At 64.1% G+C, this 17557-nt stretch carries 14 protein-coding genes; 1 reads left to right on the top strand and 13 read right to left on the bottom strand.

The genetic code is table 11. The annotated features are described in order from the left end of the window. Positions 1-3 precede the first annotated feature (3 nt). Positions 4-636: a glutathione transferase gene (gene yfcF, locus LWW89_RS00400; protein ID WP_293259423.1), complete on the bottom strand. Its 633-nt coding sequence runs from the start codon at positions 634-636 to the stop codon at positions 4-6. A 9-nt stretch (positions 637-645) separates the two neighbouring features. Beyond that, positions 646-1026 (bottom strand): DUF1801 domain-containing protein, encoded by a 381-nt coding sequence (locus LWW89_RS00395; RefSeq protein ID WP_293259420.1) that lies wholly within the window; start codon positions 1024-1026, stop codon positions 646-648. Between the two features lie 247 nt (positions 1027-1273). Between LWW89_RS00395 and uvrA the strand changes: the two genes are divergently transcribed. After that, on the top strand, positions 1274-4108 hold the full coding sequence (uvrA, locus tag LWW89_RS00390) for an excinuclease ABC subunit UvrA (RefSeq protein ID WP_293259417.1): 2835 nt from the start codon (positions 1274-1276) through the stop codon (positions 4106-4108). A gap of 15 nt (positions 4109-4123) precedes the next feature. On the opposite strand, the gene LWW89_RS00385 is transcribed toward uvrA, so the two are convergent. The 11 genes from LWW89_RS00385 to LWW89_RS00335 form a co-directional block, all read right to left on the bottom strand. Then, positions 4124-6754: an AAA family ATPase gene (locus tag LWW89_RS00385; protein WP_293259415.1), complete on the bottom strand. Its 2631-nt coding sequence runs from the start codon at positions 6752-6754 to the stop codon at positions 4124-4126. 125 nt (positions 6755-6879) lie between these two features. Next, positions 6880-7296 (bottom strand): lytic transglycosylase domain-containing protein, encoded by a 417-nt coding sequence (locus LWW89_RS00380; protein ID WP_293259412.1) that lies wholly within the window; start codon positions 7294-7296, stop codon positions 6880-6882. Positions 7297-7399: 103 nt separating this feature from the next. Beyond that, positions 7400-8773 carry a tetratricopeptide repeat protein gene (locus LWW89_RS00375; protein ID WP_293259409.1) on the bottom strand — a complete coding sequence of 458 codons (1374 nt, stop codon included), beginning with the start codon at positions 8771-8773 and terminating at the stop codon, positions 7400-7402. Between the two features lie 41 nt (positions 8774-8814). Next, entirely contained in the window at positions 8815-9666 is an 852-nt protein-coding gene (locus LWW89_RS00370) for an AAA family ATPase (RefSeq protein WP_293259406.1), read from the bottom strand. Positions 9667-9676: 10 nt separating this feature from the next. Beyond that, the gene (locus LWW89_RS00365) at positions 9677-11263 is read right to left on the bottom strand and encodes a hypothetical protein (protein WP_293259403.1); all 1587 of its coding nucleotides are present in this window, start codon (positions 11261-11263) and stop codon (positions 9677-9679) included. 28 nt (positions 11264-11291) lie between these two features. Continuing rightward, the gene (locus tag LWW89_RS00360) at positions 11292-11855 is read right to left on the bottom strand and encodes a hypothetical protein (protein ID WP_293259400.1); all 564 of its coding nucleotides are present in this window, start codon (positions 11853-11855) and stop codon (positions 11292-11294) included. Positions 11856-11898: 43 nt separating this feature from the next. After that, a complete protein-coding gene (locus LWW89_RS00355) occupies positions 11899-12357 on the bottom strand; it encodes a hypothetical protein (RefSeq protein ID WP_293259397.1) in 459 nt (152 codons plus the stop codon). A 28-nt stretch (positions 12358-12385) separates the two neighbouring features. Next, the gene (locus LWW89_RS00350; RefSeq protein ID WP_293259394.1) at positions 12386-13186 is read right to left on the bottom strand and encodes a type II secretion system protein; all 801 of its coding nucleotides are present in this window, start codon (positions 13184-13186) and stop codon (positions 12386-12388) included. Next, positions 13186-14412, bottom strand: a complete 1227-nt coding sequence (locus LWW89_RS00345; RefSeq protein WP_293259391.1) for a type II secretion system F family protein — start codon at positions 14410-14412, stop codon at positions 13186-13188. The genes LWW89_RS00350 and LWW89_RS00345 overlap by 1 nt, the downstream gene beginning before the upstream one ends. Before the next feature lie 7 nt (positions 14413-14419). Beyond that, on the bottom strand, positions 14420-16051 hold the full coding sequence (locus LWW89_RS00340; protein ID WP_293259388.1) for a GspE/PulE family protein: 1632 nt from the start codon (positions 16049-16051) through the stop codon (positions 14420-14422). Beyond that, positions 16048-17496 (bottom strand): hypothetical protein, encoded by a 1449-nt coding sequence (locus LWW89_RS00335; RefSeq protein WP_293259385.1) that lies wholly within the window; start codon positions 17494-17496, stop codon positions 16048-16050. The genes LWW89_RS00340 and LWW89_RS00335 overlap by 4 nt, the downstream gene beginning before the upstream one ends. Positions 17497-17557 lie beyond the last annotated feature (61 nt).

Below are 17557 nucleotides of genomic sequence, written 5' to 3'. Positions count from 1 at the left end.
GAATTACGGGGTAGGCCGCTCCCGGCCTACCCATAGCTGCACGGACGGGCGCTGCCATTGGCGCCGGGCGTAGGCGGCCAGGGCCGCCGGAACCGGGTCGCCATTCAGAACGAGACGATTCAGCATCAAGGACAGGTCCGTATCCGCGATGCTCCAGTCCCCGAAGAGATTCGTCTCCCCCGAGGGAAGCAGAAGCTCCGCAGCGGCAATGAGCTTATCGGCGGCGACCTGGGCCTCCCGGGATAGCGGTGTGTCGACCGGCCGAAGGAATACGACCTCGGTCGAGCGTTCGTTGCGTAACGCAACCAGATCGCTGCGCAGCCAGGCTTGAATCTGGCGGGCCCGGGCACGGTCGCGGACGTTGGCCGGGTAAAGGGGCGTTCCCGGGAAAACCTCATCGACGTACTCCGCAATCGCCGACGACTCGGACAGGGCGAAGTCCCCGTGAATGAGCGTTGGAACGCGCCTGGTGATGGACTGGGCGGCAAAGTGCGGCGCCTCGGTTTCCTTGGCGGCGAGGTTCAGCGGCACCAATTCGAACGGCAAGCCCTTTTCATGCAGCGCCACAAAGGCGGACATGCCATAAGGGCTGACGAATTGAGCGTCGACATAAAGACGAAGATTGGGGCGCGACATGGGAGCCTTTCAGGAACAATCGATGGGACCGGCCATACTTTTGGCCGCCGCATGAGCAAGCGGCAAGTAATCGGCAACCCTCTTGGATTCGATTTCTGCCACGGTCTTGAGCTTGATGTGCCGCCGGCCCTTACCGGAACCTTCGAGATAACCATGCGGGTCTTGAATCTTTGCGCCATCGCCGAACTCGAGCGATACATGGGCCTTGTATGCGAACAGGCCACAGAAGCGGCCCCCGGACGAAAAGAGTACGCCACCGTATTTGACCTCTTCCACACAGGGAGCAAACATCCGATGAATCAGCTTGCGCACGGACTGGACCACTTCATATTGCTCCGTTCCAAGCAGCTGGATGTCGGCGACGAGTGCTTCGACCGATTTTGTTGCCATCGAGATGATCCCAAGCGAAGTGACGACAACGCCATGCTACTGGCGGGTATGTCATCGCAGAAAGCGTCACTATAGGCCGCTTGCGGTGGGGCGGTTTGCTGGAGGAGTTTCCCCACGCACCGGCACTGAAGAGGAAGCCAGCAGGCCTGGCGGGGGAAACGGCCGTGGATTCCACACAGGCCGAACTCCCTTTCACTCCGCCGCCAGGGTATAGTTTCCGGTTGCCCCCAATCGAGCCGGACACCCCATGGACGAGATCAAGATCCGCGGCGCGCGGACCCATAACCTGAAGAACATCAGCCTGGACCTGCCCCGGGACAAGCTGATCGTGATCACCGGCCTGTCCGGCTCGGGCAAGTCGTCCCTGGCCTTCGACACCCTCTACGCCGAGGGCCAGCGCCGCTACGTGGAAAGCCTCTCGGCCTACGCCCGGCAGTTCCTGCAACTGATGGAAAAGCCCGACGTGGACCTGATCGAGGGCCTGTCGCCGGCCATTTCCATCGAGCAGAAGGCCACCAGCCACAACCCGCGCTCCACCGTGGGCACGGTCACCGAGATCCACGACTACCTGCGCCTGCTGTTCGCCCGGGCCGGCACGCCTTACTGCCCGGACCATCACCTGCCCCTGGAAGCCCAGACCGTCTCCCAGATGGTGGACCACGTGCTGGCCCTGCCCGAGGACACCAAGCTGATGATCCTGGCGCCGGTGGTGGCCAACCGCAAGGGCGAGCAGCTCGACCTGTTCGCCGAACTGCGCGCCCAGGGCTTCGTGCGCCTGCGCATCGATGGCGAGATCCACGAGATTGACGCCCTGCCCAAGCTGGACAAGAACAAGAAGCACACCATCGACGTGGTGGTGGACCGGCTCAAGGTGCGCGACGATATGCGCCAGCGCCTGGCCGAGTCCTTCGAGACCGCCCTGCGCCACGCCGACGGCCGGGCCATCGCCCTGGAGATGGATTCGGACACGGAACACCTGTTCTCGGCCAAGTTCGCCTGCCCGGTGTGCTCCTACGCCTTGCAGGAGCTGGAGCCGCGCATCTTCTCGTTCAACAACCCGATGGGCGCCTGCCCCAAGTGCGACGGCCTGGGGGTGATGCAGTTCTTCGACCCGAAGCGGGTGGTGGCCCACCCGGAGCTGTCCCTGTCCGCCGGCGCCATCCGCGGCTGGGACCGGCGCAACCAGTTCTACTTCCAGATGCTGCTGTCCCTGGCCCAGCACTACGGCTTCGACGTGGATACGCCGTGGAACGAGCTGCCCGAGGCGACCCGGGAGATTCTGCTGTTCGGTTCGGGCAAGGAGGCCATCGCCTTCCAGTACCTCAACGAGCGGGGCAAGTACGTGCTCAAGGAGCACGCCTTCGAAGGCATCATTCCCAACCTGGAACGGCGCTACAAGGAAACCGACTCCCTGACGGTCAAGGAAGAGCTGGCCAAGTACATCAGCACCCGCCCCTGCCCCACCTGCGAAGGCACCCGCCTGCGCAAGGAGGCGCGCCACGTACGCATCGGCCAGGGCGACCAGGGCAAGACCCTGCACGAGATCAGCCGCATGCCCCTGGCGGCGGCCCGGGACTTCTTCTTCAACCTGGAGATGACCGGCCACAAGGCCCAGGTAGCGGAGAAGATTCTCAAGGAGATCACCTCCCGCCTGCAGTTCCTCATCAACGTGGGCCTGGACTACCTGTCCCTGGACCGCTCCGCCGAGACCCTATCCGGCGGCGAGGCCCAGCGCATCCGCCTGGCCAGCCAGATCGGCTCCGGCCTCACCGGCGTCATGTACGTGCTCGACGAGCCATCCATCGGCCTGCACCAGCGCGACAACGACCGCCTGCTGAAGACCCTGGCCCAACTGCGCGACATCGGCAACACGGTGATCGTGGTGGAGCACGACGAGGACGCCATCCTCACCGCCGACTACGTGGTGGACATCGGCCCCGGGGCCGGGGTGCACGGCGGCGCCATCGTCGCCGAGGGCACGCCGGGCCAGGTGGCCAAGAATCCCGAATCACTGACCGGCGCCTACCTGTCGGGCAAGAAGCGCATCGCCGTACCCGCCCAGCGCCGTGTCCCGGACCCGGAGCGTGAGCTGGTGGTGAAGGGGGCCCGGGGCAACAACCTCAAGGGCACCGACCTGACCCTGCCGGTGGGGCTGTTCACCTGCGTCACCGGCGTTTCCGGCTCGGGCAAGTCCACCCTGATCAACGACACCCTGTACGCGGTGGCGGCCAAGACCCTGTACGGCTCCAACACCGAGCCCGCCGAGCACGACGAGATCGTCGGCCTGGATCACTTCGACAAGGTGATCAACGTGGACCAGAGCCCCATCGGCCGCACTCCCCGTTCCAACCCGGCCACCTACACCGGTCTGCTCACCCCCATCCGCGAGCTGTTCGCCGGGGTGCCGGAATCCCGCTCCCGGGGCTACGGCCCGGGCCGCTTCAGCTTCAACGTCAAGGGCGGCCGCTGCGAGGCCTGCCAGGGCGACGGCGTGATCAAGGTGGAGATGCACTTCCTGCCGGACATCTACGTGCCTTGCGACGTCTGCCACGGCAAGCGCTACAACCGGGAAACCCTGGAGGTGCACTACAAGGGCAAGTCGATCTACGACGTGCTGCAAATGACCGTGGAACAGGCCCGGGAATTCTTCGACGCCGTGCCGGTGGTGGCCCGCAAGCTGCAAACCCTGGTGGACGTGGGTCTTTCCTACATCACCCTGGGCCAGAGCGCCACCACCCTGTCCGGCGGCGAGGCCCAACGGGTCAAGCTGGCCCTGGAACTGTCCAAGCGCGATACCGGCCGCACCCTGTACATCCTGGACGAACCCACCACCGGCCTGCACTTCGCCGACATCGAACTGCTGCTAACGGTGTTGCACCGCCTGGCCGACCACGGCAACACGGTGGTGGTGATCGAGCACAACCTGGACGTGATCAAGACCGCCGACTGGTTGGTGGACCTGGGCCCCGAGGGCGGCGGCGGCGGCGGCCAGATCATCGCCACCGGCACGCCGGAGGCCGTGGCCAAGGTCAAGCAGAGCCATACCGGCCGCTTCTTGGCACCGCTGTTGAAGCGGGGCTGACCTAAGGGGTACAGATTAGGTAGTGGCCGGGACTCCTGCCACTACCTCCTGTACGTCAGTATCCCCCTCGAACCCAAGCATGTGCCCCGCACGTGCTATGAGCCTCTCTCGCACCGGCTTGGACAAGGACTGGTAGGCGGCTTCGCGCAGCAGATTCTGACGAAATACCAGCCGAGGATCGCTGTCATCTTCATCGTCACTGAGCACGGCAAAAACACCGTCTTCGACCAGTGGCTCCAAGTAAGAAGCCATTTCCCCGACCCGCAATCCACACAATCCAGCGAGTTGGGTCAGGGAAAACTCGCGGCCGATCACCGCCGCATATTGCACAACCCCCTTCGCCACTCCGAGACCATCCAGCCGGGCCATCATCAGGTCGCGCAGGGTTGCCGGAATCAACTGGCGTCCCCCAGAAAAAAGGCGGCCGCCGTTACGCATGCCCATTACCAGATACTCCTCAATGAAGAGGGGATTTCCCTCGCAGAACACCAGAGCATTTTCTACCCAGGTAGGCAGGCAGCCGCCCTGCTCTTGTAGGCAGGCAGCCGCCAGCGCTCTGGCATGCGGCTGAGTTAGGGGCGTCAGTACCACGGTCTCGGCCGCCGCGTGGCCGGCATAGGGCCGACGGCCGGTAACCACCACCAGAAGCGCTGTTTTGGGTTGCCCCAGGAGAAAATCGATCAAGCGCAGGGTTTCCCCATCGGCAAACTCCATGTCCTCCACTGTGAGCGACAGTGGGTACCGGGAACAAACTTGAACCAGCACGCTTGCGACCAGGACAAAAAGACGCGGCATTTCCCCGCCGCTCTCTTCGGCTGGGCAGCAGAGCCAAGAAGCCGCCTCGGCGAGATCGCCCGGCGGCAACGTAACCGGGCCCAGCAGTTGCTGCAGCCGTTGCACGACACTCTCTCGGGAATCCACCGGTCGCACCGGCAGACGCCTGACCAGCCAGTGATGCAGCGGCCATAGCGGCGTGTTGCGATGTTCCCGACGGCATTCGAGCGGAATGACTGCGGCCTCGCTACCGAGCAGGCGACGTCTGAAATTGGCCACCAGAAACGTCTTGCCGACACCGGCCTCGCCCAGCACGCACCCCAATCGAGGCACTCCCCGGCGCGCCTCCCGCCACAAGTCCAGAAGCCGGCCCAATTCTCCCTTCCGCCCCACCAGCCGCACCGTACGGCCCGGCATCCCGAAGTGGGGCTCGCCATGCCGCCCCGTGCGCAACCGATTCAAGCGGTAAGCCTGAACCCCGGGCCGGCCAGGCGCGGCCACCAAGTCAAGGGACTCGTAGAGAAAAGCTCCCCGCAACTGGGACAGGGTCACATCGGACACCACCACCTGCCCTGGACTCACCGCATAGGCCAGCGCCATGGCTGCCGCGGAGACATGGCCGCACAGCGTTTCCTCCGGCCCCTCGCCGACCGTGGCCATCCCCGTGTGGATCGCCACCGTACAGCGCAAATCCGGAGCGGAAACGGTACGCACGCCGTTGCAGGCGGCCCGTGCCGCGGCCAGGGCCGCCCCCTCCCATGCCCGGGGATAACCGAAGTAAGCGAGCACCGACAGGCCATGGTTGTGCACCACCCGCCCACCGGCCTGGATCAACTGGCGGACCAACTCGTCGCGGCGCGCGGAAAACAGCTCGCCCATGTCCTCGTGCTCCGGCTCGCAACTGGGGGTCAGTTCGCAAAACACCACCGTCACCTGGCGCCGTTCGCTAACGACCAATCCACCCGGCTCGGCATCGCCGCTCTGTATCTCTGGCGTGCTGACCTGGCCGTTGCGCAGCATGTCCGCCAGGATACGGATTTCGTTACCCGGGCGGATGCCCAACTCGGCGTACAGTTCCTTTTCGAAGCGTTGGTAATGCGCCAGACCTGCAGCGGGATTTCCGCTTTCCGCGTAAAGGCGCATCAGGCGGTGCATCCCTTCTTCGTCCCAGGGCTCCAGGTCTACCTGGCGGATAGCCCACTGCAGGGCCTCCTGAATTGCCCCCTGGGCGGCTCGCCACTCAATGTAGCGGCCCATGAAATCAACCGCGCAGCGGTGCAATCCCTCCCGACGCGCCACCAGCCAGCGCTCGAATTCGGGACAATCGGGCAAGCTGAGCCCCTCAGCAAAACCACCGCGGTACTCCTGCAAGGCAACGTCCGGACGGCAAATGCACGAGGCGACGCCAGCGCATCCGGCACAATCGGAGAAGCTCCGGGCGGCCTGCTCGAAGAACAAGGCATCGACCATGACCCGGCGCCCAGGCATAAAACGCACCGTCTGGCGGGAGGATTCAATGACGCCGTCGCCCAAGACGCTCCGCAGCAGGAATAGCGCCTGGCGGAGATTCTGCCGACCGGCATCGGCGGTCAGATCAGGCCAGAACAGGGCCGCGAGAAACGTCCGAGACAGCGGCATCTGGGGCTGCATCGCCAGGTAGGCGAGCAGCCCCTTGAGCTTTTCGTAGCGGAAGGGGGGCGCCTCAGCCTCTCCAGCCGCGACCGACACCATGCCGAACAGGCGGATGCGCAGGCCGTCGTTCACTGCGGACTGAAAATGAACGACCTGACCTGCGGCAAGACACGACTCACCCGCGGCGTCGGGGCCGGGACGATTAAAAATGCCTGTTTTTTCCCGCATGGCGCTGACCATCTGCGACGTCCCCGAATCCCCTGATAACGCGCCCCCACGCTGGCAAGGGGCCGAAAATATTATTAAGTCATTCTATGATGGCTAATGCCTTGAATAAATAAGACTTTCATCATACAAAAAACCTATTACCCCCCCTGACGGCGCCAGGCATTCCAGACCCGCTCGGCGTAGCGGCTGTTAAGTTCCGGGGTGCGCGAATGGTAGTTGCCGACTGCCCGCCAGAAAGCCTGCCGATCGACCTGGGTGATGTCGAGTCGACCCAACTCCCGGGCAAGCAGCCAGGTTCCAAACTGGATATTGGCGCAGAAATGATCCCGGATCAGGCTCAGGCTGCCTCCGCGACGCTCGATTTCTGGCAGCCATATCGAGTTGATCTGCATCGGCCCGATATCGACACTACCATTGCGGTTATGCACCGTTTGCCCGACCGCCCCCCCCTCCACCGCCAGGATCGCGCGGATCAGGGAAGAAGGTATCCGGTGACGCATCGATGCTTCCTGAATACACCCCTCCCAACGATGCGACGGAGCCCACGTAGCCATTGCCGATGCCACAGCCAGTACGGAGCCAAGGCCCACCACCCAGCAGGAGGATGGCCCGCGACGTCGCCTTCCGGTATCGCCCCGGATCACCCCTAACACCATCTCAGCGCCCCAGGCGCTGCTCCACGTAGCGGCGCAGCGACGCATAACGGGAAGAATCGCCCGCCAACTGGAGGAACCTTCCCCACTCTTCCTCCGCCAGGGATTTGTTGCCTAGCGCCTGACGCGAATAGCCCAGGTTGAACCAGACTTCCGGGGATGAAGGGGCCAGGCTACGGGCCTGTTCGAGGTACACCACCGCCCTACCGTGATCGCCGCGCTCTTGGGAGGCGATGGCGCGGGACAACCAGACGTCAGCCACCCCGGGATTCAGTTCAGCCGCACGGGAGAGATAGTTGTCCGCCTCCGCCGCTCGTCCCTGGCCAAGGACCGCCCGTCCCATCCACCACCACACTTCCCAACGCCCCCCCGCTTCCAGCAACAGGGGGCGGCTGCGCTCTTCGACCTCGCGCCACTGCCCGGCGCGGAATGCGGCCCGAATCGGCTCCGCTCGGCCGTCGAAGCGATAATCCTCGGTTCCGGCCGCGGCTGGCGGGTGCCCCGCGCTGGTGGCACCGCTGCCGTTACCGGTAGCCGTTGCCGGCGCGGCCGCCGCTTTGACAAAGCTCTCCCGCCCCCCGCTCTGCTTGATGGCAGCGGCCTGCACCACCGGTGCTTCACCGTTGAGGGATTGATTCAGGCGTCCCGCTGTCGTCACCGCAGCACTCCGGATGCCGGTCAGCTCCCGCACCCGGCTCAGCACGGCCTGTCGACTCTCCGGCTCGGCATGGACGGCGGCATAGAAAGCGTCGTGCCCCCGGTACAGGCCGCGAGTCAGGAAGGCCCCGGGAATTTCGTCCAGCCTGGACAAAGCCTTGTCGGCGCTGGGGCGGTCATAAAACGCCGCCACCGCAATCAGGCGCTGCTGGGACGGCAAGCCGGCCACCCCCTTGTCCCAGGCGGCCAAGGCCTGGTCAGGCTTGCCGGATGCCCAAAGCTCTTTCCCGGCAGACAGCCATTCGGGCAGGGCGGCACCGTCCTTCACTGCAGTTACCACGACGGCTGCTGGGGCAGGCGCCTCCGACGTCATCTGCGCCTGCCCGGTTGCAGGACTCTCAGGTGCGGCGCCACGGTTCGCGGATGCTTTCTCCCCCTCGTCACGGCCTGCCAGCGCCACCGGCTGCAAATTGGCGGAGGGTTGTCCCGCAGCAGCCCCTCTCCCCAACGGGTCATCCTTTGGCGGATCGCCGGGGCTGGCCAGAAAGAGGAAGCCACCTGCGGCCAACATGGCCCCCGACAGGGTCAGCGCAGCTGCCGGCAAGAGCCAGTTGCGCCGCTGGGGGGGACGGCCAAGCGCGGTAGCCGCCGGCAACGTTGCCGACAGGCCAGGATTCTGGACTTGTTCCAGGCGGTGCAGGGTTTCTTCAATGATGCTCATGTACGTCTTCCGAAAGGACCGCGTTACACGCAGTCGGACGATCAACGGCCAAAGCCTGCGACTTCCCGCGCGGCTACGTTCACCATGCGCCGGGTTACTTCCTGGGAGCCCCGCGCAAAAGCGAGCAGAACCGCCCGGTCGCAGATCTGGTTGATGCGGCGGGGAACGCCCCGTGCGTGCCAATGCACCGCCAGCAGCGCCGGGCGGGAAAACTGGAATACTCCGGTGGAGCGGGCCGTGTTCATGCGATGACGCACGTACTCGCCGGTTTCGAGCCAGCCAAAAGGCTTGAGGCGATGCCAGATGCTGATGCGCTGGCGCAAAGCCCGCATTTCGGAGGTGGCCAAGATTTCCTCCAACTCCGTCTGGCCAAACAACATCAGGGAAATCAGCTTGCGCTGCTCTGTCTCCAGATTGGAAAGCAGGCGCAGCCCTTCCAGCAGCCGCGGGCTCATGCCGTGGGCCTCGTCGACAATCAGCGCCACCCGAATCTGCTGTTCCGCCAAGCGCACCAGGGTGGCGTACATCAGGTCGTGCAGTTCGCCTTCAGAGGTCACCGGCGGCCGCTCCCCGGTCAGATCCCGATAAATCCCCGCGAGCAGGTCTGCATAGCTCTGTGCTGGATTGAATACGTAGGCAGTGCGCACCTGTTCCCCAGCCAACTGGCGCATGAAATAGCGGCACACCAGGGTTTTGCCCAGTCCCACCTCGCCGGTAAGTAGTGTGAAGCCCCCCGTCATCAGGCCGTAGCGCAGATGACTGAGGGCCGTCAGGTACTGGCTGTGGGGGAAAAACAAGTCCGTATCCGGCGTGATGCGGAATGGCGCCCGATGGAACCCCAGGGCCTGGTACACCGCATCCAGTTCGGGTAGGGAGGCAGACAGCGTGGTCATGGCTGTGGCATCAATTGACGATGTAGGGGGTAAGGATCACGACCATTTCCCGACGCGTGGCCGCCTTGTAGGTCGTGCCAAACAGATTGCGGAGACCGGGAACATCCCCCACACCGGGTACGGCCCGGTTGGTTTCCTCTTCCACTTCCTGGATCAGGCCACCGATGATGACCGTCTCGCCATCCCCCACCCGCACCATGGTCGAGGTCTGCTTGACGTCCAGGCGCGGGGCGTTGGATTTGCCATCCGGCGAGATATCCACCCCGGAAATCCGGGTCATGATCGGCGACACGTCGAGAGCGATCCGGCCATTCATCGAAATCTGTGGCGTCAGGGACAACACCAGGCCTTCGGTGATCGTCGTCGGGGTGGTGGTGGTGGAAACCACCGGCGTCCCACCGGCGACCGGGGTCAGCACCGTCTGGGTGGTGAAGAAGGTCCGCTCGGTACCCGAACGGACAATGGCCGCCTGGTTATTGAGGGTGCGGATGCGCGGCTGCGACACCACCTTGACGTCGCCCTGCTGCTGCAACGCCTGAATCACCACATTCATGTCATTGACCAGGAAGGACTTGGGAAACACCTTGCTGTACAGGGCAGAAAGGGTGCTGGGCGGAACGTTGCTGCCCGCCGCAGAGGTCGTGAAGCTGGTGTCGGAGCCAAGCTGCAGGGAACCGAAATTGATCTTGCTCCAGTCGATCCCCAAGGAGCGGTCCGAACTCAGGCTGACCTCGACGATGCGCACATCGATGAACACCTGGCGGCTGATGTTGTCGTGCAGTTGCTTGAGGTACTCCTCCACGGCCCGCATCCGGGTCCGGGTACTGGTCACCTGCACCGTGCCGGACAAGCGGTTGATGATCAACCGTCCTTCCTTTTCCTTGAGGGGTTTGACGCTGGTGGTTGTGGTGTTGGCCACCCGGTCAAGCGTGGTCACCGTTTCCATCGGCGCCGGCTGCTCGTCGCTACCGTCCGAACGCCCCTTGGTCAGGATGTCTTCGAGCTGGCTCTCCAGCTCGCTCCAGAAGTTGATGGTGTCGCTCTTGGACAGGCCGGCCCGGGTGGTATCCCCCCCACCACCACCGCCGCCGGAAGAAGTGGATGAAGTCGTGGTGGTGGAGTTGCCGGTCCGGGTCAGACGCAGGTAATCCACGTTGAAGGTCTTGGTCTGCAGGCGGGTGACCCGCAACAGGCCGTCATCCCACTCCCAGGACAGGCCGTTCACTTCGAGGAGGGCTTCCAGGGCTTTTTCCAGGGACAGGTTGCGGAAATCCGCAGTCACCGTGCCGCGCACATCCCGGTCAATGCTGACGTTGAGACCATAGACCTGGGCAAACTGGGCCATGGCCAGTTCCACCGGCAAACCGCGGGCCCGGAAGGTGTACAACTTGCGGGCGGCAACCGGCGTGGCGACGGCAGGTTCCGGCATGCGCGCATCCATGTTCAACTCGCCGGTGGGTTTGGTATCCACCACGGGCGGGGTCTTGGCCCGCTGCAGTTCTTCCTGACTGAAAACCGAGGGCCGTTCGGGAAGTCGGGGGGTCGTGCACCCCGCAACCACCAGGGCGAGGAGGGGAAGCGTGACGTACGTTCTCATGCTGATTAAATCCCTTGCTTGCTAAATGTCAGAGGCGGTCCAGCAGGCGGCGGTACTGCCGCTCCAGCTCGTCCGAGGAAAGTGGCGGCTGGGCGGGAACGCCGGTATCGGCACGCCGTTTGGGCGGCAGCAGCGTCAAGCGCCCCTGCCCTTCTCCGTCCAGGCGCAGCACTTCGCGCCCCTGGGCTCCGAGCAGGATCACCCGATCGTCGGCAATGCGCTGGACCCGGTACCCCTTGACAAAATTGCCTTCGAAAACCAAGTCGTTGTCGATCACCGCCGCACGTTTATCCGGAGTCACCAACACAGAGCGCAGACGCAGGCGCTCATTCGCCTGCCGAGTGTTTTCCGCCTCCGGGTGTGGCATAAAACGGTCCACCGCGTCGCTGGGCATCAGTGCCGCCAGGCGTATCGGCGTCACTTCCTGGTGCCGCTCTGTTGCACGCAAATCCCGAATACCGGGGGGAATCGAAATACGCGCGGTAACGATACTTTCCGCAGGCTTGGTCATGAGTCCGCTGACCCAGGGGGCCAGCCAATATCCGCCCCCGACCAGGACTGGCACGATGGCAAAAGGAATGAACGCTTGCATGGATGAATTCTCAGGCGAGGTCGAATCGATGGGATCGGACAGGTCAGTGGGTGAAAATCTTTTCACCCTGGAAACTCAGGGTGAGGATCCCGCCGGCAGGGTCACGCCCTGAGGCGAGTTCCTTTTCCTCAGCCTGACCAGCGATGCCTTTTTCCTGCCAGGCCAATTCGAAGCTGCGCAACAGGAGAAAACCATCGCCTTCGTAGGCCCGGGTCAGCAAGGCCTGCAGACGGGGCAATTCATTGGGCGCAAACGAAGTCGCCAGCGCCACACGCTCATGGCGGGCGATGCCATCTTCCTGCCCCAGGTGAGAACGGGCCCTTTCGTAATGTTCGACGCTGCGGCGCAAATCCTGCAAATCCAGACTGGACCGGGACAGGGCATCCCGCTCCTGGCCCAGGGCAATGCTGCGCGCTTCGCCCAAGCGGTAAGCAAACAGGGCGGCGCCCAGCGCCAGGCCGACGCACAGCAGCAACAGCGTGAGTTTTCGTTGTAGGGGCATGAAGACTCCGTATCGGATAATCGGCGTATCAATTACAGCTGGCGACGGCCCGCAGTTCCTGCAGGGTGACGACCTCGACCAGATCGTCGTAGGTATTCAGGGAACGACGGGACGGATTTTCGTAAATGCGGGCCGGCGGAGTTCCGCTGTTGAGATTCCGATTCACCAGGGTCGGAAAGGCCGCATTGAAGATTTCCATTTCCCCGTTAGTGCCGGGACGATTCGCTCCAGTACCAATCAGAACGAAGGCCACCGGATTCTGGACCGCGCAATAGTTGGCGTAGGTCGTCACATCGTCCGGGCTAGGGGCGAGACTACAAATCCGCGGTCCGGTAATCTGTCCAGGCGTTGTGGAGGCCAGCGTGATTGCGGCATCAAGGCGATTGCATAAACCGGGGGGGGCAGGTGCCACTGTTCTGCCCGGGCTTCCCGCCGCGGTAAGGTCGATACTGTTTCCCGCGTCATTGAGCACGTCATACACGAAGCCGCTGCCACGGCCATCCATCCAGCGAACCCCCAGGCTGCCCAGGGTCTGCTGCGGGTCACAATTGCTGCCGCTGGGCGATGGGGTCCCGGCGGCGCTTCGGCAACGCGGCAGTTGCCCGGTCGCCAGCACCTGGCCGATCAGAGCCCGCTTGAGGCTCTGCAGCATGCGACGATCCTCTTCAGCCATGGTTTTCTGGTGGAGAAAGCTCGCAGATGGCGCGGCAAATGCCACCATGATGCCGAACACGATGAAGACGAATGCCAGCTCCAGCAGAGTGAAGCCAGACTGGCGGGTGCCAGCTCCCAGGAGGCGCTGACCCCGGTTGAAGTGACCGCGCGACATTACTGAGCCCCCCCGAGGTTGGCGAGCATGTTGGACAGGATCGAGTAGATGGGGCCCATCATGGCCACCACGAAGAAGATGAAGAAGGCGCCCATCAGCAGCACCAGCAAGGGTTCGATCGCCTTGGTGAGGAGTTCAACACTGGCCTGAACCCGCTGCATGTACATGGTGGCCAGCTTGCGCAGTTGCTCTTCCAGGGCGCCGGTTTGCTCGCCAATGGCGATCATGCGTATGTCCAGGGGCTGGAAGATGGCGGTACGCTGAAAAGCCTCGCGAAGGGACAGGCCGAGGCGCAGGAATTCGGGAATGCGCTTGATGCGGGCGCGGAAATAGCGGTTATGCACCGTCTCGACGAGACGTCCAACCGCCTCGGTAATCGGCACCCCGGCGCCGTAAACCAGGGCCAAATACTGGAAGTAGAAGGCTTCCTGGGCGTTGCGCACCACCGGTCCGATCACGGGGAACTCCCACAACACCCGATCCACCGCTACCCGGAAATCGCGCTGCTTGCGCGCCATGGAGAAGACGACGGGAACCGTGAATAGTCCCAGCACCACCCACAACCATTCGGAGGAGAAGAAATCGCTGAGCGCGATCATGGCGCGGGTTGCCGCGGGCAACTCGATACCCATGGTCTTGTAGACAGCGGCGAGCTTCGGCACCACCACTGTCATCCAGAAAATGCCGGTACCGATCAGCACGAACAGGCTGAACGCCGGGTACAACATGGCGCGCTTGGTCGCCGACTTGATTTCCTCGATCCGGCTCAGGTAATCGGCCGCATCCTTGAGCATCCGGTCCAGGCTGCCGCTGACCTCCCCCAACTGGGCCATGCTGACCACCACATCGGGGAACTGTTCGGTACGACGCATGGCCTCCGACAAGGACAGGCCGCCCACCAGGCTTTTGCGCAGCGTATCGGCCGTATGACGCATCAGCCCGTTGCGCGAACCCCGCGACAGGTCGGCGAGAGCCGTCTGCAAGTCCAGCCCCCCCTGAATGTAGAGCGCCAGGTAGCTGCACAACTCCACCACCTGAGGAATGCGCAGACGTCCGCGCAGTGCGTGCAGCAACTGCTCGGCCACTCCGGGCAGCTCGTAGAACTTGTCCAGGTGCTCGCCACGCTTGGCCAACTCGTCGTAGAGGAGGCCCAGATGGTCGTACGTCCCGGAGCGCCAGGCCACGGCCCCCTCGGCGGTCACGCAGGAATAAATGATGTATGGCATGGCCGCGTCAGAGAACCCGCTCAAGTTCAGCCAGATCGGTCACGCCGGCGCGCACCAGGGCCAACGCTGCCTCGCGCAGGGACTTCATGCCCTTTTCCCGCGCCCGGCGCTCGATCTCGGTGGGCATCGCCCCCCGCTCCACCAAACTGCGCAGCTCTTCGTCGAACTCGATCACCTCGGCTACCGCCGCCCGCCCGGTGTAACCAGTGAAATGGCAGCGAGCGCACCCCTGGTGCCGCGGGACTTGCGGCGGCAAGGCGCCATAGCGGACTAGATCGTCGTCCGCAGCCGCCACCTCGGTCTTGCAGTGGGGACACAACCGGCGCACCAGGCGCTGGGCTACCACGCCGACCAGGGAGGCGGACAGGACCATGTCGTCCACGGCCAGGTCGCGCAGCCGGACGATGGCGCCGACGGCATCGTTGGTGTGCAAGGTCGAGAGAACCAGGTGGCCAGTCTGGGAAGCTCGCATGGCCAGTTGGGCGGTATCCTCGTCTCGCACCTCGCCAACCAGGATCACATCCGGATCCTGGCGCAGGAAGGCGCGAATCGCCGAAGCAAAGGTGATTCCGGCCTTTTCATTCACTTCCATTTGCCGGGCCAGGGGAATGCGGAATTCCACCGGATCCTCGATAGTCAGCACATTGCGCTGCAGCATATTGATTCGCCGCAGCATGCCGTACAGGGAGGTGGTTTTCCCCGAGCCGGTCGGGCCCGTAACCAGGATGGCACCATGAGAACGGCGGATCATGCGATCGAGGCTGGCGACCTGGGCCTCGGTAAAGCCGATGCTGGCCAGGGAATAAAGTTCGTTGTTGCCGGCCAGCACCCGGATCACCAGGTTCTCGCCGTTGACCCCCGGCATGGTCGAGATGCGCAGATCGAACTTCTCTTCCAGGTAGGGAAAGCTCATCCGCCCGTCCTGGGCCCGGTTCATGTCGGCGATATCGAGGCCGCTCATCACCTTGACGGTGGACACCAGGCGCCCGTGGGCCGAAGCCGGCAAGGTGTAGGTCAGTTGCAGCACCCCGTCGAGGCGCAGCGATACCAGGGTCGCCAGGGGCGTCGGCGAGATATGCAGGTCCGAAGCCCGGGCGTCGATGGCAGCCGAAAGCAGGAGTTCGGCCAGCCGCTCGGCGGGGAAGTCCCGGCCGGCGGCAATGGTCTGGGACATGCGCTCGATTTCCGCATCGAGGGGATGCTCGGCCCGGTAATAGCGACGCTGGATTTCGCGAACAAGGCGGCCTTTGGGCGCCACCTTGAGCCGGTGGGGCTGGCTGACGAAGCGGGCCAGCAATCCTGCCAACTGCGGATTGCCCGGATCCTCCACCGCCAGGATAGCCTGCCCGCCTTCGATGGCCAGGGGCAGCACCAGATGGCGCTGGGCAAAATTGAAGGGAATCAGACGCAGGACATCAGGAAGCAGGGGCTCATCAAGCTCGGTGAACGGTACTCCGAACTGGTGGGCCAGCACCAGGGCCACTTCCTGGTCGGTAACAAACTTGAGCTGCTGCAGCGTTTCTCCGAGCCGGACCCCAGCAGTCGCCTGCACTTTGAGAGCATAGGCCAGGGTTTCCTCATTAACGAACCCCGCATCCTTGAGCAGTTGCCCGAGGGGGCGCTTGGTGTTTTCGCTCACTGGAAATCCTCCGCCCGGGCAAAAAGTTCCGAGGTCAGCAGTGCCCGTTCCTGGCCCGATTCATATTTGAGATTGCTCTGGCCAAAGCGCAGTTTGGCGGAAAGGCGCTTGAGCACTTCACCCGCCTGGGCTTCGACGCTTTCGTAAGTGCCGGGAACGGTCAGCGCCAGTTGTACCCGATGCTCCGATGCCCCGCTGGCGGCCACTCGCCCCGGCGGCTCGTTCGGCGGCAACGGCTTGGATTCGGCCGATACCGCCCCGCCGCCCGCAGGGCGAATGCTGATGGAGCGGATGACCACCCCCGGCGGCAACTCTTGGGTAACCCAGGCGAGCAGGCGGTCGACGCGCACCTGCTGATTGCGCTGCTGCAACAGTCCAAAGAACTCGCTGAACCGGGCCTGAACCGCCTGGTCGGGCACCCTGCCCATGAGGACATCCCGCTCGCGCAGGACCTGGGCGCGCTCCCCTTCGAGTTGACGCGACAGCCCGGCATTCTCAACGGCATGGGTCAGCGCCAGTCCTGCCAGCACCAAACTCGCCCCCCCCAGGACCAAGGACGCAGGCAGTGCCACCTGCCAGGCCAGGGCGCGCTGGACCTGGGCGTTTTCCAACATGTTCCAGCGGTTCTTCACCCAGAGCAGGCCGAAGAGCTCGGGACGGGCCAGCACGTCTCCGCCGCTGACCAGGGCCGCCAGTTGCCGCTCGAGCCCCCGCGACGCACTGTCACGCTGGGCGTCGGCCTGGGCCGAACGACTTTTCAGATCGCCCAGGTAAATGCGCAGCGGCATACGGGCGGCGGCATCCCCAATCCCCCAGCCGCCCCCCCCGGACAGCGCCAGTTCGGCCCGCTGCAAGGCATCCTTGATGCCATCCTCGTCCGGTGGCAGGAAATCCAGCCGCCGCTGCCGCACTTCCCCGGCTTCGGCGATGAAATAGACGAAGCGCTCTCCCCGGGCGAAATACACTTCCACCGGCTCGCTGGTCGCCGTGGCGACCACGGCGGCAATCGCCGACTCCTCCAGGGCGGCCAGGCGCACCGGCTGGGTCTCCAAGGGCAACCCTTCTTCGATGCGCAGGCAGTCGATCTCGGCACAGGCCGCCAGACGCAGGCTGAAGTCGGTTTCGCCGGCCGATGCAATCTGCAGACGCAGGCGGTAGGCCTCGGAAAAGAGCATTTCGGCGTCGATGAAACGCCGGGCCACCACTGCCGCCAGGCGAGGGTTATCGGTCTGAGAGGGGGTGCGCTCGAAATAAGCGCCCCGGGAGAAAAAGCTGGCGCGCATCTGCCAGCCCCCCAGACGGGCCAGTTCGTGCATCTCGCACTCGGCCTCGCGTACCACGCGCCGCCCCTTGAGCACGGCGTAGCGGACGCGCCGCGCCTCGAGGCTCTCGCCCCCCGACTCACCCACCGAAACCAGCACGGTCGCGGTCATGCGCTTGAACATTCGGTCACTCCGAAGATGGAGGTGGACTGGCCACCCGGACAAGACAAATCCCTTTCGCAAG

The organism is Oryzomicrobium sp. (genome assembly GCF_021287045.1).
Lineage (GTDB): Bacteria > Pseudomonadota > Gammaproteobacteria > Burkholderiales > Rhodocyclaceae > Oryzomicrobium.
Note: the sequence above shows the minus strand (reverse complement) of the source record. Positions and strands in the feature narration are given on the sequence as shown.